The organism is Mycolicibacterium phocaicum (genome assembly GCF_010731115.1).
Taxonomy (GTDB): domain Bacteria; phylum Actinomycetota; class Actinomycetes; order Mycobacteriales; family Mycobacteriaceae; genus Mycobacterium; species Mycobacterium phocaicum.
This window is the reverse complement of sequence record NZ_AP022616.1, coordinates 1374552-1400217: the sequence shown is the minus strand read 5'-3', so window position 1 is coordinate 1400217 and position 25666 is coordinate 1374552. Positions and strand designations below refer to the sequence as shown.

Genomic DNA, 25666 nt, shown 5'->3' with positions numbered 1-25666 from the left:
AAAACTGTCACGGTTGCGTCTCGGTGTGCCTCCGTGCCGCGCGCTGGTCACACTTCTAACATCAGCCCCAATGGCAACGCACACATCATCCGTTTCACGCTCGGCCGCGTTGTTGTCGGTGGTGGCGGTCGCAGGAGCGATGACGGCCTGCACCCCGAAACCCAACGGCCCCGAGCCCACCGCGCAGGCGTTCTTCGCCGCGCTCGGCCGCGGCGACACCGGCGCCGCCGCCGAGCTGGCCGACAAGCCCAACGATGCCCGCACCGCGATCAATCAGGCCTGGTCGGGTCTGCAGGCGACGAAGCTCGACGCGCAGGTGCTCGGCTCCAAGTACACCCAGGACACCGGCAAGATCACCTACCGTTACACCTGGCATCTGCCCAAGGACCGCACCTGGGCCTACACCGGGCAGCTCAACATGATCCGGCAGGACGGCCGGTGGCAAGTCCGTTGGGGCAGCACGGATCTGCATCCCAATCTGGGGGAGCACCAGAGCTTCCAGCTGCGCGCCGACCAGCCGATCCGTGCCTCCGTCAACGAACTCGGCGGCACGAACGTTCTGGTACCGGGGTACCACTACAACTACGCGCTGAACGCGCGTTCCGCGGCGGGCGAGCTGATGCGGACCTCCCGCGTGGTCGCCGATGTCCTGCGGCAGTTCGACAACACCATGGACGCCCAGCGGCTCGCCGAACAGGCCAGCTCGTCGACCGGGCCGCTGAACCTGATCACCCTGCGCCGCGAGGACAACGACAAGGTCTCGGGTGCGCTCGGCCACCTGCCGGGCGTGGTGATCACCCCGCAGCCGGAGATGGTGCCCACCGATCCGCGGTTCGCGCCGGCCATCGTCACCGAGGTCAAGAAGCAGGTGGCCGATCAGCTGGTCGGCCAGCCCGGCTGGCGCGTCGTCAGCGTCAACCAGAACGGCGCCGACATCGACGTGCTGAACGAGGTACCGGGTAAGCCGGCCCCGTCGATCACCATCAGCCTGGACCGCAACGTGCAGAACGCCGCCCAGGACGCGGTGAACATGGTTGGTCGCAAGGCGATGATCGTCGCGATCAAGCCGTCGACCGGCGAAATCCTGGCGGTGGCCCAGAACGCGGCAGCCGACGCCGACGGCCCGACCGCCACCATGGGCCTGTACCCGCCCGGGTCGACGTTCAAGATGGTCACCGCCGGTGCCGCCATCGAATCGGACATGGCCGGACCCAACACCCTGCTCGGGTGCCCCGGCACCATCGACATCGGGCACCGGACCATCCCCAACTACGACCGGTTCGATCTGGGGGTGGTGCCGATGTCGCGAGCCTTCGCGAACTCGTGCAACACCACCTTCGCCGAGCTCGCCAGCCGGATGGCGCCGCGGGCTCTGACCAACGCGGCGGCCCAGTACGGCATCGGCGCCGATTACCAGGTCGCCGGCATCGACACCGTCACCGGGAAGGTGCCGCCCACTGTGAACCTGGCGGAGCGCACCGAGGACGGCTTCGGTCAGGGCAAGGTCGTGGTGAGCCCGTTCGGGATGGCGCTCGCGGCTGCCACCGTCGCGGCCGGCAAGACCCCGCTCCCACAGCTCATCGAGGGCCGCCCGACAACGGTCACCGGCAACACCGCGCCGATCAGCCCGAAGATGGTCGACGGCCTGCGGCCCATGATGCAGCTGGTGGTGACCAGCGGTACGGCCAAGGATCTGCACGCCAGCGGCGACGTTCGCGGAAAGACCGGTGAAGCCGAATTCTCGGGTGGCTCACATGCCTGGTTCGCCGGCTACCGTGGCGACATGGCCTTCGCGGCCCTGATCGTGGGCGGCGGCGGGTCGGAGACCGCGGTGCGCATGTGCCGGGACATGTTCAAGGGACTGCCGCCGGATTATCTGGCCTGAGTAACCTGTTTGGGTGACCAACAGCGACGAGATCGCGGTCCTGCGCGTCTCCGACGCCGACCGCAACGGCACGCTCCGGCGGCTGCACAACGCGGTGGCCCTGGGGCTCATCGACATGGACGAGTTCTCCGAGCGGTCCGCGCTGGTCGCCCTCGCCCGGCAGCAGGCCGAGCTGGCCGTCCTGGTCGGCGACCTGCCCGCGCCCAACGCGATCGTGACGGGCTCGGCCGACCGCGTCGAGCTGCGCGGTGTCATGGGGTCGCTCAAGCGGCAGGGTGAGTGGGTCGTCCCGACCCGGCTCGCGCTGGTCCGCCGCGTCGGCTCCATCGACCTGGATCTGACGCGGGCCCGGTTCGGCGGGCCGATCGTGGTCATCGAACTCGATCTCAAGTTCAGCTCGCTGGACCTTCGGCTGCCCGACGGCGCCAGCGCCTCCATCGACGACGTCGAGGTGGCCGTCGGCAGTGCCACCGACCACCGCAAGGACGCGCCCGCCGACGGTACTCCGCACGTCATCCTGACCGGGCGGGTGGTCTTCGGTTCGGTCGACATCCGCGGACCGCGCCGGACTTGGTTCGGCCGCGGCGACCGCTAACTGCGGCGCCCGTTAAGCTGGGACGATGTCAGTTCGTACCGCGCTTCGCCCCGGCGAGGTGTCTCCGACCCTGCCGGTGCCCAAGTCGATCCCGCGTCCGGAGTACGCGTGGAAGCCGACGGTGCGCGAAGGCAGCGAGCCCTGGGTGCAGACCCCTGAGGTGATCGAGAAGATGCGCGTCGCCGGCCGCATCGCAGCGCAGGCGCTCGCCGAGGCCGGCAAGGCCGTCGCACCCGGCGTCACGACCGATCACCTGGACAGGGTGGCGCACGAGTACATGCTCGACCACGGCGCCTACCCGTCGACGCTGGGCTACAAGGGTTTTCCCAAGTCCTGCTGCACCTCGCTGAACGAGATCATCTGCCACGGCATCCCCGACTCGACGGTCATCGAGGACGGTGACATCGTCAACATCGACGTCACCGCCTACAAGGACGGCGTGCACGGCGACACCAATGCCACCTTCCTGGCGGGGGACGTGTCGGAGGAGCATCGGCTGCTGGTCGAGCGCACCCACGAAGCCACCATGCGGGCCATCAAGGCCGTCAAGCCGGGACGGCAGCTGTCGGTCGTCGGCCGGGTCATCGAGTCGTACGCAAACCGGTTCGGCTACAACGTGGTTCGCGACTTCACCGGGCACGGCATCGGCGAGACCTTCCACAACGGCCTGATCGTGCTGCACTACGACAAGCCCGAGGTCGAGACCGTCCTGGAGCCGGGCATGACCTTCACCATCGAGCCGATGATCAACCTCGGCTCGCTGGACTACGAGATCTGGGACGACGACTGGACCGTCGCGACCGTGGACAAGAAGTGGACGGCGCAGTTCGAGCACACCCTCGTGGTGACCGACGACGGCGCCGAAATCCTGACCCTGCCCTGACGTGACCGGCGGGGCGCTGCTGGTCGCCGGGACGACGTCGGACGCCGGCAAGTCGATGGTGGTGGCCGGCCTGTGCCGGCTGCTGGCGCGCAAGGGCGTGCGGGTCGCGCCGTTCAAGGCGCAGAACATGTCCAACAACTCGGCCGTCACGGTCGAGGGCGGCGAGATCGGCCGGGCCCAGGCGATGCAGGCCCGTGCCGCCGGATTGGCGCCGAGCGTGCGGTTCAACCCGATCCTGCTCAAACCCGGCGGGGACCGGACGTCGCAGCTCGTGGTGCGTGGCGTCGTCTCCGGCACGGTGGCAGCGGGGGACTACTTCACCCGGCGGACCCAGCTGGCCGCCGTCGTGGCCGACGAATTGGCTTCGTTGCGAAGCGAATTCGATGTGGTGATCTGTGAGGGCGCAGGCTCGCCGGCAGAGATCAACCTGCGGGCGACCGACGTGGCCAACATGGGCCTGGCCCGCGCCGCGAACCTGCCGGTGGTCGTCGTCGGCGACATCGACCGGGGCGGGCTGCTGGCGCACCTGTACGGCACGGTGGCGGTGCTCGAGCCCGATGACCAGAAACTGATCGCGGGCTTCGTGGTCAACAAGTTCCGCGGTGACCAGGCGCTGCTGGAACCCGGCCTGCGGCAACTGGAATCGCTCACGGGCCGCCCGACCTACGGCGTGCTCCCGTACTGCGACGACCTGTGGCTCGACGCCGAGGACTCGCTGTCGGTCACGCCGCGCGGACAGCTGGGCCGGCCGGCGGCACCGCGGGGCGCGGAGGCACTGACCGTCGCCGCGGTCCGGTTGCCCCGCATCTCGAACTCCACCGACGTCGAGGCCCTGGCGTGCGAGCCGGGTGTGCACGTCCGCTGGGTCGACACCGCGGCCGAACTGGCCGGCGCCGACGTGGTGGTGCTGCCCGGCAGCAAGGCGACGGTCTCCGACCTGACTTGGCTGCGCGGCCGCGGACTCGCGGAAGCCGTTGTGGCACATGCCGCATCGGGTCGCGCGGTGCTGGGTGTCTGTGGCGGGTTCCAGATGCTGTGCTCGACGATCCACGACACCGTCGAGTCCGGCGCGGGCCGGGTGGCCGGTCTGGGTCTGCTCGATGCCGACATCGAGTTCGACGCCGACAAGACCCTGAAGCACTGGGATACCCCGTTGTACGGCTACGAGATTCACCACGGCCGCCTCGCGCGGTGCGCGGAGCCGGACTGGCTGGGGGTCGGCATCCGGCGGGGTCAGGTGTACGGCACCCACTGGCACGGGCTGCTGGACAACGACGCCGTGCGGCGGACCTGGCTCGCCGAGGTGGCGGCCGGTGCCGGCCGCAGTGGGTTCGTGGTGTCCGACGACGTTAACGTCGCGGCCCTGCGCGGCGCGCAGCTCGACGTGATGGCCGATCTGCTTGCCGCGCATGTGGACATCGGCGCGGTGCTGGGGCTCGTCGAATCCGGTGCGCCGGCCCGTCCGGTCATCGCCGGCAGCCTGCTCCCGTGATCAGCTCGGTTCGCCGACAGGCTCCAAGGGGTCGAGCGGCTCCTCGACCTGCTTGATGGGGCCGGTGAACCAGTTCTTCACCGACACGTGCCAGTAGATGTAGAGCAGCAACAGGACCCCACCCACCAGCAACGGCGTGTAGTTCACGAACTTCCACTCGAAACTCGGGTCCCAAGGCACCCCGCCGAGGGATGTCGGGAACATCGCGATGACCGAGGTGATCGTGATCTCGGCCAGCGCGACCGGCGCCATCCACCGGTGGTGGCCGCGCAGATTCCAACTGCCCGTTTCGAATTCGTCACCGGCGCGCCAGCGGTAGTAGATCGGCACCGCGAAGCACAGGTACACCCCGACGACCCCGATGGAGACGACGGCGTAGAACGCCACCGGGGTGGGCGTGCCGTTGATGTCGACCTTCACCAGGGCCGGCAGGGTCAGCGCGGCGGCCACGACCGCGGTGATCGTGACGCTGTGTGTCGGCACCCGGTGCTTGTTGACCTCCGACCACCACCGGTGGCCCGGCACCGCGCGGTCGCGGCTGAAGGCGAACAGCATCCGGGATGCGCTGGTCTGGCAGGCGACGGCGCAGAAGAACTGGCCGGCCGTCGAGATGAACAGCACCGCCGTCGCCCAGCCCGAACTCATCGCCTGGTTGAAGATGGCGGCCACGGCGCCGCCGCCCTTGGACACGCCGTCGGCGTCCTGCACCGCAAACAGGAAGGCCAGCAACAGAATCCAGCCGCCGACGGCCGAGTAGAAGATGGACCGCCAGATACCCTTGGCGGCCGCGCCCGCCGCGCTCTTGGTTTCCTCCGACAGGTGGGCCGACGCGTCGTAGCCGGTGATCGTGTACTGCGTGAGGATCACCGAGATCGGCAGCACGACCAACAGCCAGCCCGCGCCCGAGGTGGCGCCGCCGAACATGCCGCTGTTGTTGATCGTCTTGGCGAAGACGTCCGAGAAACTCGCGTGGTGGCTCGGCACGAAGATCAGGATGCCGATGACGGCAGCCGCACCGAAGACGTGCCACCACACCGAGACGTTGTTGATGATCGCCAGCAGGTGGCTGGAGAAGATGTTGATCAGCGCCGAGATACCGAGGATGGCCACGAAGATGACGAATGTCCGGGTGAGGCTGTATCCCGCCAGCCAGTCGGCGCTGAGGGTGCCCAAGGTGAGGTCGATGAACGTCGCGCAGCCGTAGGCGACGGACGCGAGGATTGCCACCAGGCCGATGAGGTTGAGCCAGCCGGCGTAGAAACCGGCCTTTGCGCCGCCGAGTTTGGCTGCCCACCAATAGATTCCGCCGGAGGTGGGAAAGGCTGACACCAGCTCGGACATACAGAGGCCGATGACGAGGATGAACGCCGCGACGATGGGCCAGCCCCAGGCGATCGCGGCCGGTCCGCCGTTGTTCCAGCCCAGCCCGAACGAGGTGAAGCACCCCGAGAGAATGGAGATGATCGAGAACGAGATGGCGAAATTGCTGAAACCGGACCAGGAGCGCTGCAGTTCCTGGCTGTATCCGAGCTTGGCCAGTAGCAGCTCGTCCTCGGTAAGTGCTTCGTGTCCTTCTGGCACTGCGGCCTCCTTAGGCGCCCCCGGATGTTGAAGAACAATATGGCGCGTCCGGGTTTCGCGCTGGCCAACCGGTGCCGGCGTTACGGCGATGTTTCGGCCCGGCTCAGCCGTGCAGGATGCGGTATTGCTCGATCGCCCCGGGGTGCAACGGGGTTCGGCCGGTCTGGATCATCGACGGGGGTTGCAGGTACTGCAGACCGCGAACCTCGGGGGGCATGAGTTGGGTTGCGTCCGTGGCCAATACATCGACGGCGGCGGCCACCAGGGGGTTCGGCAGGCCGGGCCGGCACAGCAACAGATCGGCGGAGCCGATGGTGTACACGCTCGCCGGAACGTAGGCGCCGATCGGCGCGCGCAGCAGCAGGTAGGGGTAGGACGCCAGTTCCGACATCGGCGCGACCCATGGCGTCAGATCCAGGATGCGCAACGGCAACGTCTTGTCGAGCTCGGCGATGGCGGGCGTCGGGATACCGCCCGACCAGACCAGCGCGTCGATGGTGTGGTTGCCCAACGCGGCCACTGCCTCGTTCAGGCGCATTTCGGTGCGCCGGAGCCGGTCGGTCAGGTTCGCCGCACGAAAGAGCACCGTGGTGACGGCCGCGACGCCGGAGCCGGCCGGTCCAGTTGAAACCGTCAGTCCGGCAAGGTCGTTCACCTGGCGGATGGCGGAGTGGTCGGGGACGACCAGCTGTACGTAGTTCTCGTAGACCCGCGCGACCGCCAGCGGCGCATCGGGCGCCGGCCCGGATCGCAACCGCTGCTCGACCACGTCTGCCTGCGCGAGCGCCATGTCGGCCTGGCCGGACCGCAACAGCTCGAGATTGTCGACGCTGCCGGCGGTGGACATGACGGTGACCGTGATGCCGGGATACCGCACCCGTAGGCGCTCGGCGAAGATTTCGCAGACCGCCAGGTACAGACCACCGCGATCACCCGCGGCCAGTCGGATGGTGCCGCGCGTGCCGTTCGGCAGGCAGGCCGCGACGACCGTCGCGGCCGAGGAGGCGAGGAACGCGCGCCGGGTCAGGGTCATGATGTGCTCGCGGGTAGGTGATAGCGGACCGCGAGACCGCCGTCGGGGGAGCGGCCAACCGACGCCAATCCACCGTGGGCGGCGGCGATTTCGGTGGCGATGGCCAGACCGAGGCCCGTGCCCTGGCTGTCGTCGTGCCCGCGCCAGAAGCGGTTGGCCGCCTGCGAGACTGCGTCCGCGGGTAGGCCGGGGCCGTTGTCGCTGACGGTGAGATCGATACCGGCGTCGGTGGGCACCGTCGACACGATGACGGTGGTACCCGTACCGGAGTAGCGCAACGCGTTGTCCAGCGCGATGTCCAAGAGCTGCTCCACATCGTGGCGCGGCATCTGGACGGTGAGGTGCGGGTGGGCGGTCTCGAAGCGCAGTCGCTGCTCGTTGGGGTCGGCGGTGGTCTGCCAGAAGTCCAGCCGCTGTTCGACGACACTGTCCAGATCTGTCGAATCATGAACTGCCGCAGCCAAACCGGTGCGGTGGCTGTGACTGGCCTCCTCGGCGCGCGCCAGGCGCAGCAACTGGGCCAGCAGGTTCTCCAGGCGGTCCAGCTCCGCCGACATCGATTCGTAGGTCGGGCGTCCCGAGTCGTTGACGTGGTCTTCCAGGGTGTCGGCCCGCAGTCGCACGGCCGCCAGCGGGTTGCGCAACTGGTGGGAGGCATCGGCGATGAGCCGGCGTTGATGGTCGAGCGAGGCGTGCACCGCCTGTGCCATGGCGTTGAACGCCGACGTGAAGCGCCGCAGCTCGGGCGGTCCCGACACGTGAGCCGGCTGGCCGGCGATGCCACCGGCCATGTCCTCCACGGCGCGCTCGAGGCCGACCAGCGGCCGCAGCACCCACCGGGTCACGCTCTGGGCGGTGACGGCCGCAACCCCGAGCAACACGATGCATCCGGCCGCGATCCACAGCCAGTCCACGGTGATGTCGTGTGCGGCGGCGGCCGGGTCGACGCCCAGGACCACCGCCCCGATCAGCTCGCCGTTACGCCGAATTCCCTTGGCCTCCAACATCGGTTGCCGCGTCCACGGCAGGATTCGGGTCCGGGGCGCGGCGGGAGCATCGGACACCGCGCGCTCCGCGGCGGTCGTCACCCCCGGATCGGTGCCGGACAACCCGGCGCCGGCCAATGTCCGGCCGTCCGCGTCGACGATCAACGCGCCTTCGCCGTACACGCGGTGGTACCGCTCGACCAGGTCGGTGTCGAGGGCGCTCGCGCCGGCGGCGATGTCGGCCAGCGTCGTCAGTTGCCGCTCGCGTTCGGTGTGCAGGACGTTGGTTCGGTGGTCGGCCAGGCTCAGGGCCAGCGGGATCGCCAACGCCGCCGTCGCGATGAGCAGCAGCGTCATCAGGAGCGCACGAACCCGCAGACCCACGTCAGTGGTCCAACCGGTAGCCGAAGCCGCGCACGGTGTGCAGGGGTATGCCGGCCAGCTTGGACCGGATCTGGCCCACGAAGAAATCCAGGGACCGCGAGCGGCCCACCACCGCGGTGCCCCAGCATTCGAGCATCACCTCTTCGCGGCTGACCGCCTCGCCCTGACGGGCGGCCAGCGTCGCCAGAATCTGGTACTCGGTCTTGGTCAGCGCCTGCGCCTGTCCGGCCACGGTGACCTCGTGCCGGTCGCGATCGATGGTCACCGGCCCGGCCACCACGGGCGGGCGCGCGACAGGACCGGTGCCGCGCTGCACGCGTCGCATGACGGCCTCGATCCGGGCCAGCAGCACCGCCTTTCGGACGGGCTTGACCAGGTAGTCGTCGGCCCCGGCGCGCAGCCCCAGCACCACGGCGCCGTCGCTGTCGCGTGCCGTCATGATGATGACGGGTGCGGTCGACGCCCGGCGCAGCGTGCGCAGCACGTCCAGCCCGTCCATGTCGGGCAGGCCCAAATCCAGCAACACGAGGTCGCAGCCCTTGACGCGATTGAGTGCGTCGTCGCCGCGAGTGGTGTGGGTGACGGTGAGCCCGGTCTGTTCCAGCAGCTCGACGAGCGCAGCGGCGACCCCCTGATCGTCCTCGACGAGCAGCACGCGCATGGGCCGATGGTAGGGCGCGTGGTGGGTGGACCCGCTGATTTCGCCCTGAATCTGAGGATCGTGCAAGGAAAGACCCGGCGCGGGCCGCGGCGTCTTCCGGTGGACCCGGCGCGCGGAAACCATGTGCTCAGCAACAGGCACGAGGAGGTCACGATGTACCCGAACACCTATTTCTCCCGGGCGGCGGTCTCCGTCGTGGCCAGTGTCGTGGTCGCGCTCGGCCCCCTCGGGTCCTTCTGGAGCGCAACCGAATTCGTGCCGGCGCCAGTGCTGCCGACGCCCGTGGACGCGGCAATGACCGACCATCCCTGCGACATCGCCGTGATGGTGAATACGCAGTGCCAGGACGGGCAGCACCGGCACGGGAGTGCGCCGACCATCGGCCGGGCCTACCGGGACCTGAACTCGCGGCCGACGGCCTGAGTGACGAGAGGACGGAGCAGATCATGAACGTTGCACTCGCCGCCGCAAAGAACGAATCCTCGTGGATCCCGATGATCGTGTGCTTCGCGATCGTGGGCATCATCGTCGGCATGGCCATCGTGATGGGCCGGAAGCAGCCCCGCCGCCGCCCGGGGCCAGGCCGGCGCGCGGGGGCGGCCGGCGCCTACGGCTACGGCTACGTCGGCTCCGATGGTGGCGGCTGGGACGCCGGCGGGTCCGCGTGCTCGGACGGCGGTGGCTCAAGCGGCTGCGGCGGTGGCGGGGGTTGCGGTGGTGGCGGTTGCGGGGGCGGTGGTGGCTGCGGCGGTGGTGGCGGCTGCTGAATATCGGTACCGGCGGTCCGGTGGTGTTCGCTACGGTGGCGTCATGCCAATCATCCCGACCGTCGACGGTTTCGGCGCCACCGTCGACGTGTCTGGCCCCGACGCCGCCACGACAGTCGTCATGCTCACGACCAAGCCGGCGACGGGCGCCCTGTGCGAATTGCTGCACACCGCATCGCTACGCACCGTGGTGATCGAGGCCGATGACCGGCTGACCGTGAATTCGGTTGTCGGCATTCTGGATACGCTCGGGGTGAAGTGGGCACTGTTGTTCGCCGACGGCGGCGCGGGAGAGCTGGCCTGGCAGCTGGCGGCCACCCGGCTGGACCGGTTCACCGCGCTGGTGGCCGTCGACGGTAGCCATCCGCGCGCCGCCGGCGACTCGGGCGACGGGTGCCCGCCGGTGGAGATCAACACCACCGTCGTCGTCACCAGCGCCGACGCCCGGGCGCGGGCGCAAGCCGGGCAACGCTTCATCTATGGCGAGTTCCGGATGTCGGAGCTGACGGGCCGGCGCAGTGCCGAGGAATTCACCGCCCAGGTCGCCAACGAGATCGTGCTGCGCAGCAGTACCTGGTGACCGGCCGGCCGCTGGGGCGAGCGAAGCGACGGGACCTGTACCTGTCGGTCCCGGCCGTTATCGTGACGACATGAAAGGCACGGACTCGACGGCCGGGCTGGCGCTCGCGCCACACGAGTTGCTTCGTGCCTTCAACGCACAGACGCTGGCCCGCGGCGAGACCTACGCCAACCAGGGGCGCGTGGTCGCCGCCAGGTACGACCCGGTCGATGGCACACTCACCGGCTCGTGCCTGGGTTCGAAGTCCGAGTACTACGACGTCGAAGTGGCGTTGTCGGGCCCCCGCACCGGACTGGAGATCGAGTACACGGTCTGTACCTGCCCGGTGGGGCGGTATTGCAAGCATGCGGTGGCCCTGCTGTTGGCGGCGATCCCGAGCGCACCCGACCGCGCGGCCCCGCAACGCTGGCAGGTGGTGCTGGGTTCGCTGCTGGACGAGATGACGGGCGCCGACACCGACACGGGCGGCAAGCCGCTGGCCCTGGAGTTCGGGATGCTGCCGGCAGGCCGGTACCACACGACGCCGATCGCGACGCTTCGGGCGCTGACGGTCGGCAAGCGTGGAAACTGGATCAAGAGCGGCATCAACTGGCGGCGCCTGTTCGACACGGCCGATCCGGGTGAGTTCGACCGGGACCAGTACAGCGCGCTGCGGGCGTTGGTGCTCGCGGTGCCCGGTTACTATCCGTACAGCAGCGACCAGTTGGTGCTTTCGGCTGTGGGACAGAGCTTTTGGGCCGATCTGGAGCAGGCGGTCGAGGCCGGCGTCACGCTGCTTCCCGGCGCGCAGATCCGGGCGGTGGAGCTCGCCAAGGACGTCCGGTTGCGGCTGGACTTCGCGGTGTCGGACACCGGCGGCGCGCAGATGTCGACGGTGCTCGTCGTCGATGGCGAACCGCGGTCGCCCCAGGGCATCGGGCTGGTGGGCACCCCGACGCCGCATGGTTTCCACCAACTGGTGGACGGCATCCTGCATCTCGGCGCCTTTGCGCTTGCGCCCGGTCCCACGCTGCTCAGGCTGATCGCCGGCGGTGAGAAAGTACAGATTCCGCCCGAGGCGCTGTCGGAGTTCGCGGTGGACGTGCTGCCGCGGCTGCGCCGGACGGTGGCCGTCGACATGCCCGAGGGCCTGTTCGCCGAACCGGACATCGTGGGGCCGCTGCCCGTCCTGAGCATCACGGCCGGCGACGTGGACGGTCACGTGAAGTGGCGCACCCGCTACGAGGTGAACGGGCAGCGCCAGGAATTCGACGCGGTCGGCGTCACGCGCACGAGCGGTATCCGCGACAACGCCGCCGAGGACGCGATGTGGCGGGCGATCGCGCCGGCGCTGGAACTGATTTCGGGTCTGTCGGAGACGGCCGACCCGCTGGCCTCGCTGTTGCTGTCGCGCCGGCTGTCCCTGCCCCAGATCGCGGTGTTGTGTCACGAGGTGCTGCCGCAGCTCGCCGGGTACGAACAGCTCATCGTCGAGATCGATGAGCGGGCCTCGGCATTCCGGCGCTCGGTCGCCGGCGCGCAACTCGGCTTCGGCACCGCGTCCTCCGACGAGGCGCCGGCGCAGGACTGGTTCGACCTGCACATCACCATCGACGTCGACGGCCATCCCGTGGCGCTGTCGGCCGTCATCGCCGAACTGGCCCTCGGCGCCACCCACATGCTGCTGTCGAACGGGGTCTACTTCCGGCTCGACACCCCCGAGCTGCTCAAGTTGCGGTCACTGATCGAGGAAGCCCAGGCGCTGGGGGAGCTCGACGGCGACCGGGTGAACGCGGCGTCGCTCAACGCGACGTTGTGGGACGAGCTGCTGGGCCTCGGCGTCGTCGACCGGGAACTGGCGCAGTGGCGCGACAACATGGCCCGGCTGGCCGCCGCACAACCGCCCGTTGCCGTGTCCACGCCTGCCGGGCTGCAGGCCGAGCTGCGCGACTACCAGCGCGACGGGCTCAACTGGCTGGCGTTCCTGTGGGACAACGGACTCGGCGGTGTGCTGGGCGACGACATGGGGCTCGGCAAGACGGTCCAGACCCTGGCCCTGATCAGCCGCGCCGTCGAGCAGGGTGCCGGCAAGTTTCTCGTCGTGGCCCCGACCAGCGTGGCCTCCAACTGGGCCGCCGAGTGCGCGAAGTTCGCCCCCGGGCTCACCACCGTCGTCGTGTCGAGTACCGAAGCCCGCGGTGCGGTGCCCATCGCCGAGCAGGTCGCCGCGGCCGACATCGTCGTCACGACCTACACGCTGCTGCGGATCGACAATGACAAGTACCGCGAAATCGCCTGGGCCGGAATGATTCTCGACGAGGCACAGTTCGTGAAAAATCACCACAGCAAGACGCACCAGTGCGCGCGTCGCCTCGATGCGCCGTTCAAACTGGCCATCACCGGCACGCCGATGGAGAACAACCTGATGGAGCTGTGGTCGCTGCTGTCGATCACGGTCCCGGGCCTGTTTCCCAGCCCCAAGATCTTCGAGCGCTACTTCCGCAAGCCCATCGAGTCCGACGGCGAGCCCGGTCGCCTGGCGCTGCTGCGGCGCCGGATCAAGCCGGTGTTGTTGCGCCGCACCAAGGATCAGGTCGTCAAGGAGCTGCCGCCCAAGCAGGAGCAGGTGCTGGCCATCGAGCTGTCGGCCAAACACCGCAGGATCTACGACACCCGGCTGGCGCGCGAGCGGCAGAAGGTGCTCGGGCTGCTGGGGGAATGGGAGAAGAACCGGTTCCAGATCTTCCGGTCGCTCACCCTGCTGCGGCAGCTCAGTCTGCATCCCGGGCTCGTCGATGCCGAGACCATGGAGGCCGGGTCCACGAAGGTGGACTTCCTGATCGAGCAACTGGACCAGCTGGTCGCCGAGGATCACAGCGCGCTGGTGTTCAGCCAGTTCACCGGTTTTCTGGCGATCCTGCGCGACCGCTTGGACGCGGCCGGGATCGAGTACAGCTATCTGGACGGATCGGTGGACGCGCGGGGCCGGGCGCAGGCCATCGACGATTTCAGCGGCGGGCGGACCAAGGTGTTCCTGATCAGTCTGAAAGCCGGTGGTTTCGGACTCAACCTCACCGCGGCCGACTACTGCTTCCTGTGCGACCCGTGGTGGAGCCCGGCCGCCGAAGCGCAGGCCGTCGACCGCGCGCACCGCATCGGCCAGCAGCGGCCGGTGAACGTCTACCGGCTGGTGTCCGAGAACACCATCGAGGAGAAGGTGATCGCGCTGCAGGAGCGCAAGCGCGCGCTGTTCGCCGCGGTGATCGACGACGGCGACATGTTCGGCACGGCGATCACCGCCTCCGACATTCGCGAACTGCTGGGCTGAATTGCCTTACCCGCCATACGTTTTTGTCGCCGCTACGCGGGGTCCGCGAAGGCGGGCTCGTTGGTGAGTTTCGCCGACCAGCGGGCCTCGACGTTGCCGAAACGCCAGACGGCCAGCGCGGTGAGCCACGAGACCACGAACAGGGCGACGATGCCGTAGCCGACGAAGTCGAGGTTGATGTTGGCAATCCAGGCCAGGGGCCCCGCGTCGATTCCCAGGCGCTCGGCGATGACGCCGACGAGTTCGATGGTGCCGATCACCAGTGCGACGGCGACGGAGATCGAGGTGATGGTCAGGTTGTAGAAGACCTTGCGTACCGGTTTGGCGAAAGCCCAGCCGTAGGCGTAGTTCATGAACACGCCATCGGTGGTGTCCATCAGGCACATTCCGGCCGCGAACAGGATCGGTAGTACCAGCACGGCGTAGAAGGGCAGGCTGAACGCCGCAGCGCCGCCCGCGAGCACCAGCAGGCCGATTTCGGTGGCGGTGTCGAACCCGAGCCCGAAGAGCACGCCGATCGGGTAGATGTGCCAGGGCTTGGTCACGGATTTGGTCAAGCCGCCGAGGAAGCGGTTCATGAAGCCGCGGGAGTCGAGGTGCTTTTCCAGGGCCGCCTCGTCGTAGTGGCCGCGGCGGATGTCCCGGAAGACCTTGACGATGCCTACCAGGGCAACGAGATTGAGGATGCCCAGGATCCACAGAAAGATGCCCGAGACGGACGGGCCGATCAGGGCGGTGACAGTGTGCAGAGTGGACTGTTCGTCTTCGACGGGCCCGACGAGAGCCTTGACCCCCAGTGCCAGCAGCAACGACAGGGCGAACACGATCGTCGAGTGCCCGAGGGAGAACCAGAACCCCACCGAGAGCGGCTTGCGATCCATCCTGTTCTCGAGGTTGTCAGCGATCAGCTTGCGGGTGGTGTTGTCGACCGCCGCGATGTGGTCGGCGTCGAAGGCATGCCTCAGCCCGAGGGTGTAGGCCAGGATTCCCACGCCCACCGTGAAGACCGGATGGTCGCCGCCCAGCTGATAGTTGTTGGGTACGACGAAGGCGAACAGGACCACGAAGCCGACAACGTGCAGTGTGACGATGAATCCGTACATCCCCCAAAGGGATTTCCTGTCGCCCCGCGACAGGCTGCGGCGGAACTGGGTGAGCCCGGATGCGGTTCGATCGGTCAGGCCGCTGGTTGACATGTGACCATCCCCATCGTGGTGTTTCCGTGCGGGCACCCACGATCGGGGCTCAGGAGCACTTTCGGATCAGGCTATCCACCACCTGTTCACCTGTCCACGTGAACAGATATTTGAGATCACCCGTGCTGGGCGCCGAGCCAGTGCAGCAGTTCGTGCACGGTGTCATCGGCCAGGCGGTAGCTCACGGTGCGTCCCACGCGGGTGGCCGTCACCCAGTGCTGGCTACGCAGCACGCGCAGTGCCTGGGAGACCGAGTTCTCTGATCGGCCGACCGCGGCGGCGAGATCGCCCACGCAGATTCCGGGAGCGCGGTGCAGCGCGAGCAGGATGTCCAGACGATGCGGGTCCGAGAGCAGTTCGAACCGTATCGACCATGCCGCGGTGTCGACGTCGGCACGAGCAGACTTCGCCGAATCGACTTTCGCCGAGTCGACCTTTGCGGCTGCATCCGAGTCGCTCATCAGCACAATCTAGCCATTCTTCACAGCGACCGGCACGGCGTCAGATCAAGCCGAGCAGCGCGTTCTCGATGACCTCGGACAGCGCCGGGTGAATCCAGTACTGGCCGCGGGCCACGTCCTGTGCCCGCTGCCCGAACGACATCGCCTGGATCAGGGGCTGAATCAGCGACGACGCCTGATACCCCATCAGGTGCGCGCCCAGAATCCGGCCGGTGCCGCGCTCGCCGATCAGTTTGACGATGCCCGTGGTGTCTTCCATGGCCCAGCCGTACGCGGTGTCGCCATACTCCTGCACCTTGACCACGACGTCGAAGCCGGCTGCGCGCGCCTCGGCTTCGTTCATGCCGACCATCGCGACCTGCGGGTCGGTGAACACCGCGGCGGGCACGAACCGGTGGTCGCTGGCCACCAGCTCGCCGTCCCAGTCGCGCAGCAGGTTCTCCTTAACGGTCCGGGCCTCGTGGTTGGCCACGTGCTTGAGCTGGTGGTGCGACGACACGTCACCCAGCGCGAAAATCCCACGGGCCGTGGTGCGTTGGAACTCGTCGACGACGACGTAGCCGTCGTCGTCGAGGCCCACTCCGGCGAGTTGCACGTCGAGCAGATCGCCGTTGGGCACGCGGCCCGTGGCAACCAACAGGGCGTCGGCGCGCAGGGTCTCGCCGTCATCGAACTCGAGCACGACGCCGTCACCATCGCGTTGCGCGCCGACGACGTTCTCCTGGGTCCGCAGGTCCCATTTCTTGCCGACCACCGTGCTGAACCGCCGGCAGATCTCCTCGTCGCAGCGCCGCAGCAGCCGGTCGCCGCGCAGGACGATCGTCACCTTCGATCCGAGTGACGAGAACACATGCGCGAACTCCACCGAGATGAAGCCGCCGCCGATGATGACCAGATGCTCCGGCAGCGCGGGGATACGCATGATGTCGTCGCTGGTGAAGTACGGGACGCCGGAGCCGGCGATGGTCGGGGGAATCCAGCTGCGCGAGCCCGCGGCGATGACCACCTTGTCGGAGCTGAACTCATCTCCTGCGGCGGTCCGCAACGTGTAGGTGCCGTCGGGCAGCGTCGGCCCGAAGCGCGTGTGGCTGCCGTAGACCGTGACGTTCGGCAGTCCGCGGCGGTACTCCTCGCCGCCGGCCGCGATCGGGTCGATCCGGCCGAAGACGCGCTCGACGATGTCGGGCCAGCGCACGCCGTCGAGATGCGAGTCGACGCCGAACGTCGCGCTGTGCCGGATGGTCTGGGCCACGTCGGCGGCGTAGACGAACATCTTGGTGGGGATGCACCCGACGTTGAGGCAGGTGCCGCCGAAGGTGCCCTGCTCGCAGATCGCGACCTTCAGGCCGTCGTACCGCTCGTCGAGCACGCTGTTGCCCGAGCCGGTTCCGATGATGGTGAGGTCGTAGTGCTCCATGAGTTCAGGCCTGTTCGTGTTGCGTCGTGCGGGAGACCGCTTGGGGGAGATACCAATCCAGCCAGTGATTCAGCTCGCCGAACGCGACGGCACGCGGCGCCGGGAGCGACAGGAACACGTCGTGTTTGGCGTCGGTAACGGGGACGACGGTGCTGCGGTTGCCGACACATCCCGCCCAGCGGGCGATCTGGCTGACGTCCAGCACGGCGTCGCCGCGCTCCATCCCGACCGAGGTCGTGGTCTCTGCGACGGTGTGGTCCGAGCGCAGGATCAGATTCGGCACCCCGACGTCGAGTCCGCGATGCAGCTGCAGTTGTCCGCGCCGGATGGCGTTGATCCAGCCGACGGTGACCGGGAAGCCGCCCAACGGTTTCCAGTCCAGGTTGTAGTCGAACTCGCCGCCGTGGTCGCGGTGCAGGCTGGTGCCGTAGCCGCCCTCGGTCGGCCGGCGGATCACCGCCAGCTTGCGGAATCGGGCCAGTGCCCGCAGGGTGCCGGAAACCGGCGCCGAACGCAGGACTGCCGGCCCGTGCAGATCGAAGAACGGGCTGTTGAGGATCAGGCCCGTCACGCGGTGTGTCGCCAGTGCGCTGTCGCGGCGCAGTCGGTCGGCGAACAGCGTCGCGATCAGTCCGCCGGCGGAGTGGCCGTACAGGCACACCCGGGCACCGGTAGTGTCCGCGGCGATGAGCTGCAGGGCCTGACGGAGTTCGCCGTAGTACGACGCCAGGTCGGTGGTGAAGTGCGGGGTCTGCCCGGGGCGTCGCGACCGTCCGCACTTGTGCAGGTCTATCGCGTAGAACGCCATGCCGCGGGCGGCGAAGTGATCGGCGAGCTCGGTGTGGAAGAAGTAGTCGGTGTAGCCGTGCACCACGAGCACTGCGTGCTCGGCCCGGACCTGTGGACCACGCCGCACGACGGTGGCGACCAGGTCACCCTCGCCGTCGGGGTCGGGTCCCAGTGCGATGGTCTGCTGCCAGTACCCGGGCAGCACGTCCGGCTGCCACTCGGGTTGTCCCTGTGGCTCCTGCGGCGTCACGTGTTCAACCCTAACTGCGACGAACATCATGGTCGATGGGAGGAGATAGCGCGTCAGCGGCGAACACGGTCGCGATAACCTTGAGCACCGAGCATCCGTCAATACCGGCGGGTAACCCGAGTGCGAAGGACGAGCGATCACGTGTCGAATGCAAACGTAGCTGGGAGCGCACAGACCGACGTCGTCCTCGTGGGCGCGGGAATCATGAGCGCCACCCTCGGGGCACTGATCCGGCTGCTGGAGCCGGAGTGGTCCATCACCATGATCGAGCGCCTCGACGGCGCGGCCGCCGAGAGCAGCGATCCGTGGAACAACGCGGGCACCGGCCACTCGGCGCTGTGCGAGCTCAACTACACGCCGCAGAACGCCGACGGCACCATCGACATCAAGAAGGCCGTCCACGTCAACGAGCAGTTCCAGGTGACGCGCCAGTTCTGGGCGTACGCCGTGGAGAACGGGGTGCTGCCGGACGTCAAGAGCTTCCTGAACCCCATCCCGCACGTCAGCTTCGTGCACGGCGCCGAGCACCTGGACTACCTGCGCCGGCGCCGCGAGTCGCTGGTCACCAACCCGCTGTTCTCGACGATGGAGTACATCGACGACAAGGACGAGTTCGCGCGCCGACTGCCGTTCATGGCCGAGCAGCGCGACTTCGCCGAGCCGGTTGCGCTGAACTGGACCACCGACGGCACCGACGTCGACTTCGGTTCGCTGTCCAAGCAGCTCATCGGCTTCACCGCGCAGCGCGGTATGGACACGCTGTTCGGGCACGAGGTGACCAACCTGAGCAAGCAGTCCGACGGCAGCTGGAAGCTCAACGTCGTGAACCGGCGCACCGGGGACCGGCAGAAGATCAATGCCAAGTTCGTGTTCCTCGGCGCCGGTGGTGGCGCGCTGCACCTGCTGCAGAAGGCCGGTATCCCGGAGGCCAAGGGCTTCGGCGGGTTCCCGGTCGGCGGTGCCTTCCTGCGCACCGACAACCAGGACCTGACGGTCAGGCACCAGGCCAAGGTGTACGGCCAGGCATCGGTCGGCGCGCCGCCGATGTCGGTGCCGCACTTGGACACCCGCATCATCAACGGTCAGTCCTGGCTGCTGTTCGGGCCGTTCGCCGGCTGGTCGCCCAAGTTCCTCAAGCAGGGCTCGGTCACCGATCTGCCGCTGTCGGTCAAGCCCAACAACATCGCCTCGATGCTCGGCGTCGGCGTCACCGAACTGGGCCTGGTGAAGTACCTGCTCGAGCAGCTGGCCCTCAGCGAGGGTGAGCGGGTCGATTCGCTGCGCGAATTCGCCCCCAGCGCAGTCGATTCCGACTGGGAGCTGGATGTCGCGGGCCAGCGCGTGCAGGTGATCCGCCGCAAGGGCATCGGTGGCGTGCTGGAGTTCGGCACCACCGTCCTGACCGCCGAGGACGGCCGCATCGCCGGTCTGCTCGGTGCGTCGCCGGGTGCCTCGACCGCCGTACCGGCCATGGTCGAGGTGCTGGAGCGGTGCTTCGGCGACCGTTACCAGGCCTGGCTGCCCAAGCTCAAGGAGATGGTGCCGTCGTTGGGCGTCAACCTGTCCGGCGAACCCAAGCTGTACCGCGAGGTGTGGGACTGGGGGACCAAGGTGCTCAAGCTCGACCAGCCGGCCTGATCCGGGCGGATCGCGCATGACCGTCGCGCCGAGGCGCAGCTGGGCCAAGGATCTCGATGCCGCAACGCTTTACGAGCTGCTGAAGTTGCGCGTCGAGGTCTTCGTGGTGGAGCAGGCGTGTCCGTACCCCGAACTCGACGGCCGTGACCTGCTGGCCGAGACCCGGCACTTCTGGCTGGAAAGCCCTGACGCACAAGTCATCTCGACGCTGCGGCTGATGGAGGAACATCCCGGGGGAGAGAAGGTCTTCCGGATCGGCCGGGTGTGCACCAAGCGCAGCGACCGCGGTCAGGGCCACACCACGCGGTTGATGCAGGCAGCGCTGGCCGAGGTGGGCACCTACCCCTGCCGGATCGACGCCCAGACCTATCTCGAAGAGATGTACGCCCGCCACGGATTCGTGCGCGACGGCGAGGAGTTTCTGGAGGACGGCATTCCGCATGTGCCGATGATCAGACCGGGTCTGGGAGCGGGGCAGCAGTAGTGACCTATCCGTTCAGCGCGCTGGTGGGCCAGGACCAGCTCCGGCTGGCGCTCATCCTGTGCGCGGTGCGTCCCGACATCGGCGGTGTGCTGATCCGCGGCGAGAAGGGCACCGCGAAATCGACCGCGGTGCGTGGTCTCGCCGAGGTGCTGGCCGCCGTGGACGCCGGAGCCCGCCTGGTGGAGCTGCCCATCGGCGCCACCGAGGACCGCGTGGTCGGCTCGATCGATCTGCAGAAGGTGTTGCGGGACGGCGAACATGCCTTTTCGCCGGGCCTGCTGGCGCGCGCGCACGGCGGCGTGCTCTACGTCGACGAGGTGAACCTGCTGCACGACCACCTGGTCGACGTGCTGCTCGATGCCGCCGCCATGGGCCGGGTGCACATCGAGCGCGACGGTGTCTCGCATTCGCACGAGGCCCGATTCATGTTGGTGGGCACCATGAATCCGGAGGAGGGCGAGCTCCGGCCGCAGCTGCTCGACCGCTTCGGACTGACCGTCGACGTCTACGCGTCCCGCGATGTCGACGTCCGGGTCGAGGTGATCCGGCGCCGCATGTCGTACGAGGCCGACCCGGCCGGTTTCGCCGAGCAGTACGCCGTCGACGACGCCGAGCTGGCCGGGCGGATCGCCAAGGCCCGCGCCGCGGTGGCGTCGGTGTCGTTGCCGGACAACGAATTGCGCCGGATCGCGGCGTTGTGTGCGGCGTTCGACGTCGACGGCATGCGCGCCGATCTGGTGGTGGCCCGCACGGCCGTCGCGCACGCGGCCTGGCGCGGCGCGTCCGCGGTGGATGCGGAAGACGTCCGCGTCGCCGCGGAACTCGCGCTGCCGCACCGGCGCCGGCGCGACCCCTTCGACGATCCCGGGCTGGATCCGCAACAGCTCGACGACGCCATGGCGCAGGCCGAGGCCGAATCGCAGTCCGCGTCGGAGCCGGACCCCGATCCTGATCCGCCGGGCGGCGGGATCTCCGCGGACGGCTCGGAAGAGGCCGCGCCGCAAGGAAACTCGGCCGGACCCGGTAGTGCCTCGCGGCCCAGCGCGCCGCCGTCGGCGACCTTCCGGACCCGGGCGCTGGTGGTGCCCGGCGTCGGGGAAGGTGCTCCCGGCCGGCGGTCGCGGGCGCGCAACCGCACGGGCACCCCGATCTCGGCGACCGACGATGCCCGGGCCGGACACGGCGTGCACGTCTTCGGCACGCTGCTGGCCGCGGCCGATCGCCGGCCACAGGCCGGCCGCCTGCAGGTGGCGCCCACCGACGTCCGCCACGCGATTCGTGAAGGGCGCGAGGGCAATCTGGTGATCTTCGTGGTCGACGCCTCGGGCTCCATGGCCGCGCGCGACCGGATGTCCGCGGTGAGCGGGGCGACGCTGTCACTGCTGCGCGACGCCTACCAGCGCCGCGACAAGGTCGCCGTCGTCACCTTCCGGGGCGCCGAAGCCGCGCTGCTGTTGCCGCCGACGTCGTCAGTGCACATCGCGAGCCGGCGCCTGGCACGTTTCGACACCGGTGGGAAAACCCCACTGGCGCAGGGGCTGCTGGCCGCGCGTGATGTGGTGCTGCGGGAGAAGACCCGCGACCGGGCCCGTCGCCCCCTCGTGGTGGTGCTGACCGACGGCCGTGCGACGGGTGGACCCGATCCGCTGGGCCGGACCCGGACCGCCGCGGGACTGCTCGTCGCCGAGGGCGCCGCCGCCGTCGTCGTCGACTGCGAAACGTCTTATATTCGACTGGGATTGGCGCAGCAGTTGGCCGGCCAACTCGGTGCGCCCGCCGTGCAACTGGCGCAGCTGCGCGCCGACAACCTGGCCAGCGTGGTGCGGGCCGGGCAAGCCGCGGCGTAGAGAACACAGCAGGAAGAACCCCATGCCACAAGGACAACCGCTCGTCGTCCCCAACGACGGACTGACCACCAAGGCGCGCCGCAACGCGCCGATCCTGGCGGTGCACACCGGCCCGGGTAAGGGAAAATCGACTGCCGCATTCGGGATGGCGCTGCGCGCCTGGAACCAGGGCTTCGACGTCGCGGTGTTCCAGTTCGTCAAGAGCGCCAAGTGGAAGGTCGGGGAGGAAGCGGCGTTCCAGACGCTCGGCCGGCTGCACGACGAGCAGGGCGTCGGGGGACCGGTGCAGTGGCACAAGATGGGCTCGGGCTGGTCGTGGACCCGCCGGCAGGGCTCCGATGACGACCACGCCGCCGCGGCCGTCGAAGGCTGGGCCGAGATCGCGCGCCGGCTGGCTGCCGAGCAGCACGACTTCTACGTCCTCGACGAGTTCACGTATCCGCTCAAGTGGGGCTGGCTCGACGTGGAAGAGGTGGTCGAGGTGCTCCGATCCCGTCCCGGCACTCAACATGTCGTCATCACCGGCCGCGACGCCCCGCCGCAGCTCCTCGATGCCGCCGACCTGGTGACCGAGATGACCAAGGTCAAGCACCCCATGGACGCCGGCCGTAAGGGTCAGCGCGGCATCGAATGGTGAGTGTCGCCTCGCGTTCGCGAATGTGCGTACAGAGCGAACGATCGGCGAAATTCGCGATCTGGTTGCACATTGACCGCGGCTCGCGGTGGGGCGACTTCACCAATGTGCGTACAGATCGCACGAGCTGCGGATTTGACGATCTGTACGCACATTCGCGGCATGCCATGAGGAAACGGTGACCGCGGTCCCGGCGGTGGTGATCGCGGCGCCGTCGTCGGGCAGCGGCAAGACCACCGTCGCCACCGGCCTGATGGGTGCGTTGCGCCGCGCCGGCCACAACGTGAGCGCCGCCAAGGTCGGCCCCGACTTCATCGACCCGGGTTATCACGCGCTGGCCACCGGCCGACCGGGCCGCAACCTGGATCCGGTCCTCGTCGGTGACGATCTGATCGGACCGCTGTACCGGCACGGCAGTGCGGGTGCGGACATCACCGTCATCGAGGGCGTCATGGGCCTGTTCGACGGCCGGATCACCGATCAGCCCATGTCCCCGGCGCCCGGGTCGACCGCTCACGTGGCCGGGCTGCTCGGCGCGCCGGTGGTGCTGGTCGTCGACGCCCGCGGGCAGAGCCAGAGCATTGCCGCTCTGCTGCATGGTTTTTCGACGTTCGACCGAGCGGTGCGGATCGCCGGGGTGATCCTCAACAAGGTCGGTTCGCCGCGGCACGAACAGGTGCTGCGGCAGGCCTGCGAGCAGGCGGGGGTCCCGGTGTTCGGCGCGATCCCACGGGACAGCGGGCTGGAGATTCCGTCCCGGCACCTCGGCCTGGTCACCGCCGTCGAGCACGGCCGCCGGGCGCACGAGGCCGTCGCCGTCATGACCGAGCTCGTTGCGCGCCACGTGGATATAGAAGCCGTCGCCCGGTGCGCCGGGATCGGGGCACCGGCCCCCGCATGGGACCCTCAAACCGAGCCGGTGGCGAACGTCACGGTGGCGCTCGCCGCCGGCAAGGCCTTCAGTTTCGGCTACGCCGAGCACGCCGAACTGCTCGAGATGGCGGGTGCCGACGTCGTGGCCTTCGATCCGCTCACCGACCCGCTGCCGGACGGCACGCGGGCGCTCGTCATACCGGGCGGTTTCCCTGAGCAGTTCACCGCGGAACTGTCGGCCAATGCCGTTGTCCGCGAACAGATTGGCGCGCTCGCGGCGACCGGCGCACCGGTCCATGCCGAGTGTGCCGGGCTCACCTATCTGGTCGACGACCTCGACGGGCACCCCATGTGCGGGGTGCTGCCCGGCTCGGCGCGCTTCACCGAGCGGCTCACCCTCGGGTATCGGGATGCGGTGGCAATGGTCGACTCCAGCATGCACGCTGCGGGCGAGCGTGTCACCGGCCATGAATTTCACCGCACGACAGTCGAATTCGCCGACGAGCAGTCGCCGGCCTGGGTTTTCCGGGGCGCCGGGCAGGCCACGGTGCACGACGGGGCCGTCCGGCGCGGCGTGCACGCCGGCTACCTGCACACCCATCCGGCCGCACATCCGCACTCGGTGCGTCGGTTCGTATTGGCGGCAACTAAACTCGCCGAGTGATACTGCGCACGCGAGGAGCAAAATGACGTCCCAGGCCTACCTCGTGGGGCTGCACCTGTCCGGCAAGAAGGTCGTGGTCGTGGGCGCCGGTAGCGTCGCCCAGCGCCGCTTGCCGCTGCTGATCGCCAGTGGCGCCGACGTCCACGTCGTCGCGCCCGCCGCCACCCCGGTGGTCGAAGCGCTGGTCGACAACCCCGACGGCACCGGCATCACGCTCACCATGCGGGAATTTCAGAACGACGATCTCGACGGCGCCTGGTACGTGCTGGCCGCGACCGATGACGAGGCCGTCAACGCCGCGGTGGCAGGCGAAGCCGACCGCCGCCGCATCTTCTGCGTCCGCGCCGACGCCGGCCAGGAAGGGTCGGCGGTGACCCCGGCATCCTTCGAATACGACGGCCTGACGGTCGGTGTGCTCGCCGGCGGCGAGCACCGTCGCTCGGCGGCGCTGCGCACCGCCATCCATGAGGCGCTGCAGCGCGGCGCGATCGGCGACGCCGCCGAACCCGACAGCTACTCCGGGGTGGCACTGGTCGGCGGGGGCCCGGGGGACCCCGAGCTGATCACCGTCCGCGGGCGCCGGCTGCTGGCCCACGCCGACGTCGTGGTGGCCGACCGGCTGGCACCGCAAGAGCTGCTCGCCGAACTCGGCCCGCACGTCGAGGTGATCGACGCCGCCAAGATTCCGTACGGCCGGGCGATGGCCCAGGACGCGATCAACGCCGTCCTGATCGACCGGGCCAAGGACGGCAAGTTCGTGGTCCGGCTCAAAGGCGGCGACCCGTTCGTCTTCGCGCGCGGCTATGAAGAGGTGCTGGCATGCGCCGACGAGGGCATTCCGGTCACCGTCGTACCCGGTGTGACCAGTGCCATAGCGGTTCCGGCCCTGGCCGGCGTCCCCGTCACGCACCGGGCCGTGACGCACGAATTCGTGGTGGTCAGCGGCCACCTCGCGCCGGGACACCCGGAATCGTTAGTGAATTGGGACGCACTGGCCGCGATGCGCGGCACGATCGTGCTGCTGATGGCCGTCGAGCGCATCGAACTTTTCGCCAAGGTTCTGCTGCAAGGTGGCCGACCTGCGGAAACACCGGTCCTGGTGGTCCAGCACGGGACGACGGCGGCGCAGCAGACGCTGCAGACGACGCTTGCCGACGCGCCGGAGGACATCCGTTCGGAGGGCATCCGACCGCCCGCGATCATCGTGATCGGGGACGTCGCGGCCTTCGCAGGGTTAAAGAAATCTTAAGATTACTGTA

At 68.7% G+C, this 25666-nt stretch carries 22 protein-coding genes; 14 read left to right on the top strand and 8 right to left on the bottom strand.

The window, feature by feature from the left end; genetic code table 11:
- Window positions 1-70: 70 nt before the first annotated feature.
- The 4 genes from G6N46_RS06805 to G6N46_RS06790 are packed head-to-tail and all read left to right on the top strand — an operon-like array spanning window position 71 to window position 4855.
- The gene (locus tag G6N46_RS06805; RefSeq protein WP_138248872.1) at window positions 71-1885 is read left to right on the top strand and encodes a penicillin-binding transpeptidase domain-containing protein; all 1815 of its coding nucleotides are present in this window, start codon (window positions 71-73) and stop codon (window positions 1883-1885) included.
- Between the two features lie 13 nt (window positions 1886-1898).
- The gene (locus G6N46_RS06800; RefSeq protein WP_020101980.1) at window positions 1899-2480 is read left to right on the top strand and encodes a DUF1707 SHOCT-like domain-containing protein; all 582 of its coding nucleotides are present in this window, start codon (window positions 1899-1901) and stop codon (window positions 2478-2480) included.
- 25 nt (window positions 2481-2505) lie between these two features.
- Complete coding sequence (gene map, locus G6N46_RS06795) at window positions 2506-3363, top strand: type I methionyl aminopeptidase (protein WP_133426004.1); 858 nt, start codon at window positions 2506-2508, stop codon at window positions 3361-3363.
- 1 nt (window position 3364) lies between these two features.
- A complete protein-coding gene (locus G6N46_RS06790) occupies window positions 3365-4855 on the top strand; it encodes a cobyric acid synthase (RefSeq protein ID WP_138248873.1) in 1491 nt (496 codons plus the stop codon).
- Here the strand turns inward: G6N46_RS06790 and G6N46_RS06785 are convergent, their stop codons facing one another.
- From G6N46_RS06785 to G6N46_RS06770, 4 genes are all read right to left on the bottom strand, one after another.
- The gene (locus G6N46_RS06785) at window positions 4856-6436 is read right to left on the bottom strand and encodes an amino acid permease (RefSeq protein ID WP_138248874.1); all 1581 of its coding nucleotides are present in this window, start codon (window positions 6434-6436) and stop codon (window positions 4856-4858) included. It abuts the gene before it with no gap.
- Window positions 6437-6539: 103 nt separating this feature from the next.
- Entirely contained in the window at window positions 6540-7469 is a 930-nt protein-coding gene (locus G6N46_RS06780) for a TAXI family TRAP transporter solute-binding subunit (protein WP_138248875.1), read from the bottom strand.
- Window positions 7466-8839, bottom strand: coding sequence for a sensor histidine kinase (locus G6N46_RS06775; RefSeq protein ID WP_138248876.1), 1374 nt, complete (start codon window positions 8837-8839; stop codon window positions 7466-7468). Before G6N46_RS06775 ends, G6N46_RS06780 begins: the two co-directional genes overlap by 4 nt.
- 1 nt (window position 8840) lies before the next feature.
- Window positions 8841-9500 carry a response regulator transcription factor gene (locus G6N46_RS06770; protein WP_061001804.1) on the bottom strand — a complete coding sequence of 220 codons (660 nt, stop codon included), beginning with the start codon at window positions 9498-9500 and terminating at the stop codon, window positions 8841-8843.
- Between the two features lie 153 nt (window positions 9501-9653).
- Here G6N46_RS06770 and G6N46_RS06765 point away from each other — a divergent pair, with 153 nt between their 5' ends.
- The 4 genes from G6N46_RS06765 (at window position 9654) to G6N46_RS06750 (ending at window position 14154) form a co-directional block, all read left to right on the top strand.
- Window positions 9654-9923, top strand: a complete 270-nt coding sequence (locus G6N46_RS06765) for a hypothetical protein (protein WP_163692633.1) — start codon at window positions 9654-9656, stop codon at window positions 9921-9923.
- A gap of 23 nt (window positions 9924-9946) precedes the next feature.
- On the top strand, window positions 9947-10267 hold the full coding sequence (locus G6N46_RS06760; protein WP_138248878.1) for a hypothetical protein: 321 nt from the start codon (window positions 9947-9949) through the stop codon (window positions 10265-10267).
- 43 nt (window positions 10268-10310) lie between these two features.
- Window positions 10311-10847 carry an alpha/beta hydrolase gene (locus G6N46_RS06755; RefSeq protein ID WP_138248879.1) on the top strand — a complete coding sequence of 179 codons (537 nt, stop codon included), beginning with the start codon at window positions 10311-10313 and terminating at the stop codon, window positions 10845-10847.
- 70 nt (window positions 10848-10917) lie between these two features.
- Window positions 10918-14154 carry a DEAD/DEAH box helicase gene (locus G6N46_RS06750; protein WP_138248880.1) on the top strand — a complete coding sequence of 1079 codons (3237 nt, stop codon included), beginning with the start codon at window positions 10918-10920 and terminating at the stop codon, window positions 14152-14154.
- Window positions 14155-14186: 32 nt separating this feature from the next.
- Here G6N46_RS06750 and nicT read toward each other — a convergent pair whose 3' ends face one another.
- The 4 genes from nicT to G6N46_RS06730 all read right to left on the bottom strand — a co-directional run bounded on the left by nicT (window position 14187) and on the right by G6N46_RS06730 (window position 18294).
- Window positions 14187-15350, bottom strand: coding sequence for a Nickel transporter NicT (gene nicT, locus G6N46_RS06745; protein ID WP_138248881.1), 1164 nt, complete (start codon window positions 15348-15350; stop codon window positions 14187-14189).
- Window positions 15351-15466: 116 nt separating this feature from the next.
- Window positions 15467-15811 (bottom strand): ArsR/SmtB family transcription factor, encoded by a 345-nt coding sequence (locus G6N46_RS06740; RefSeq protein WP_138248882.1) that lies wholly within the window; start codon window positions 15809-15811, stop codon window positions 15467-15469.
- Window positions 15812-15851: 40 nt separating this feature from the next.
- Window positions 15852-17228 carry a mycothione reductase gene (gene mtr, locus G6N46_RS06735; RefSeq protein WP_138248883.1) on the bottom strand — a complete coding sequence of 459 codons (1377 nt, stop codon included), beginning with the start codon at window positions 17226-17228 and terminating at the stop codon, window positions 15852-15854.
- Window positions 17229-17232: 4 nt separating this feature from the next.
- On the bottom strand, window positions 17233-18294 hold the full coding sequence (locus G6N46_RS06730) for an alpha/beta hydrolase (protein WP_138248884.1): 1062 nt from the start codon (window positions 18292-18294) through the stop codon (window positions 17233-17235).
- Between the two features lie 114 nt (window positions 18295-18408).
- Between G6N46_RS06730 and mqo the strand changes: the two genes are divergently transcribed.
- The 6 genes from mqo to cobA all read left to right on the top strand — a co-directional run bounded on the left by mqo (window position 18409) and on the right by cobA (window position 25656).
- Window positions 18409-19905: a malate dehydrogenase (quinone) gene (gene mqo / locus G6N46_RS06725; protein ID WP_138248885.1), complete on the top strand. Its 1497-nt coding sequence runs from the start codon at window positions 18409-18411 to the stop codon at window positions 19903-19905.
- A gap of 16 nt (window positions 19906-19921) precedes the next feature.
- A complete protein-coding gene (locus G6N46_RS06720) occupies window positions 19922-20389 on the top strand; it encodes a GNAT family N-acetyltransferase (RefSeq protein WP_061010300.1) in 468 nt (155 codons plus the stop codon).
- Window positions 20389-22236, top strand: coding sequence for a magnesium chelatase subunit D family protein (locus tag G6N46_RS06715; protein ID WP_138248886.1), 1848 nt, complete (start codon window positions 20389-20391; stop codon window positions 22234-22236). Before G6N46_RS06720 ends, G6N46_RS06715 begins: the two co-directional genes overlap by 1 nt.
- Window positions 22237-22258: 22 nt before the next feature.
- Window positions 22259-22873 (top strand): cob(I)yrinic acid a,c-diamide adenosyltransferase, encoded by a 615-nt coding sequence (cobO, locus tag G6N46_RS06710; RefSeq protein ID WP_138248887.1) that lies wholly within the window; start codon window positions 22259-22261, stop codon window positions 22871-22873.
- A gap of 175 nt (window positions 22874-23048) precedes the next feature.
- The gene (locus tag G6N46_RS06705; protein ID WP_138248888.1) at window positions 23049-24407 is read left to right on the top strand and encodes a cobyrinic acid a,c-diamide synthase CobB; all 1359 of its coding nucleotides are present in this window, start codon (window positions 23049-23051) and stop codon (window positions 24405-24407) included.
- A gap of 22 nt (window positions 24408-24429) precedes the next feature.
- The gene (cobA, locus tag G6N46_RS06700) at window positions 24430-25656 is read left to right on the top strand and encodes a uroporphyrinogen-III C-methyltransferase (protein ID WP_138248889.1); all 1227 of its coding nucleotides are present in this window, start codon (window positions 24430-24432) and stop codon (window positions 25654-25656) included.
- Window positions 25657-25666: the final 10 nt, after the last annotated feature.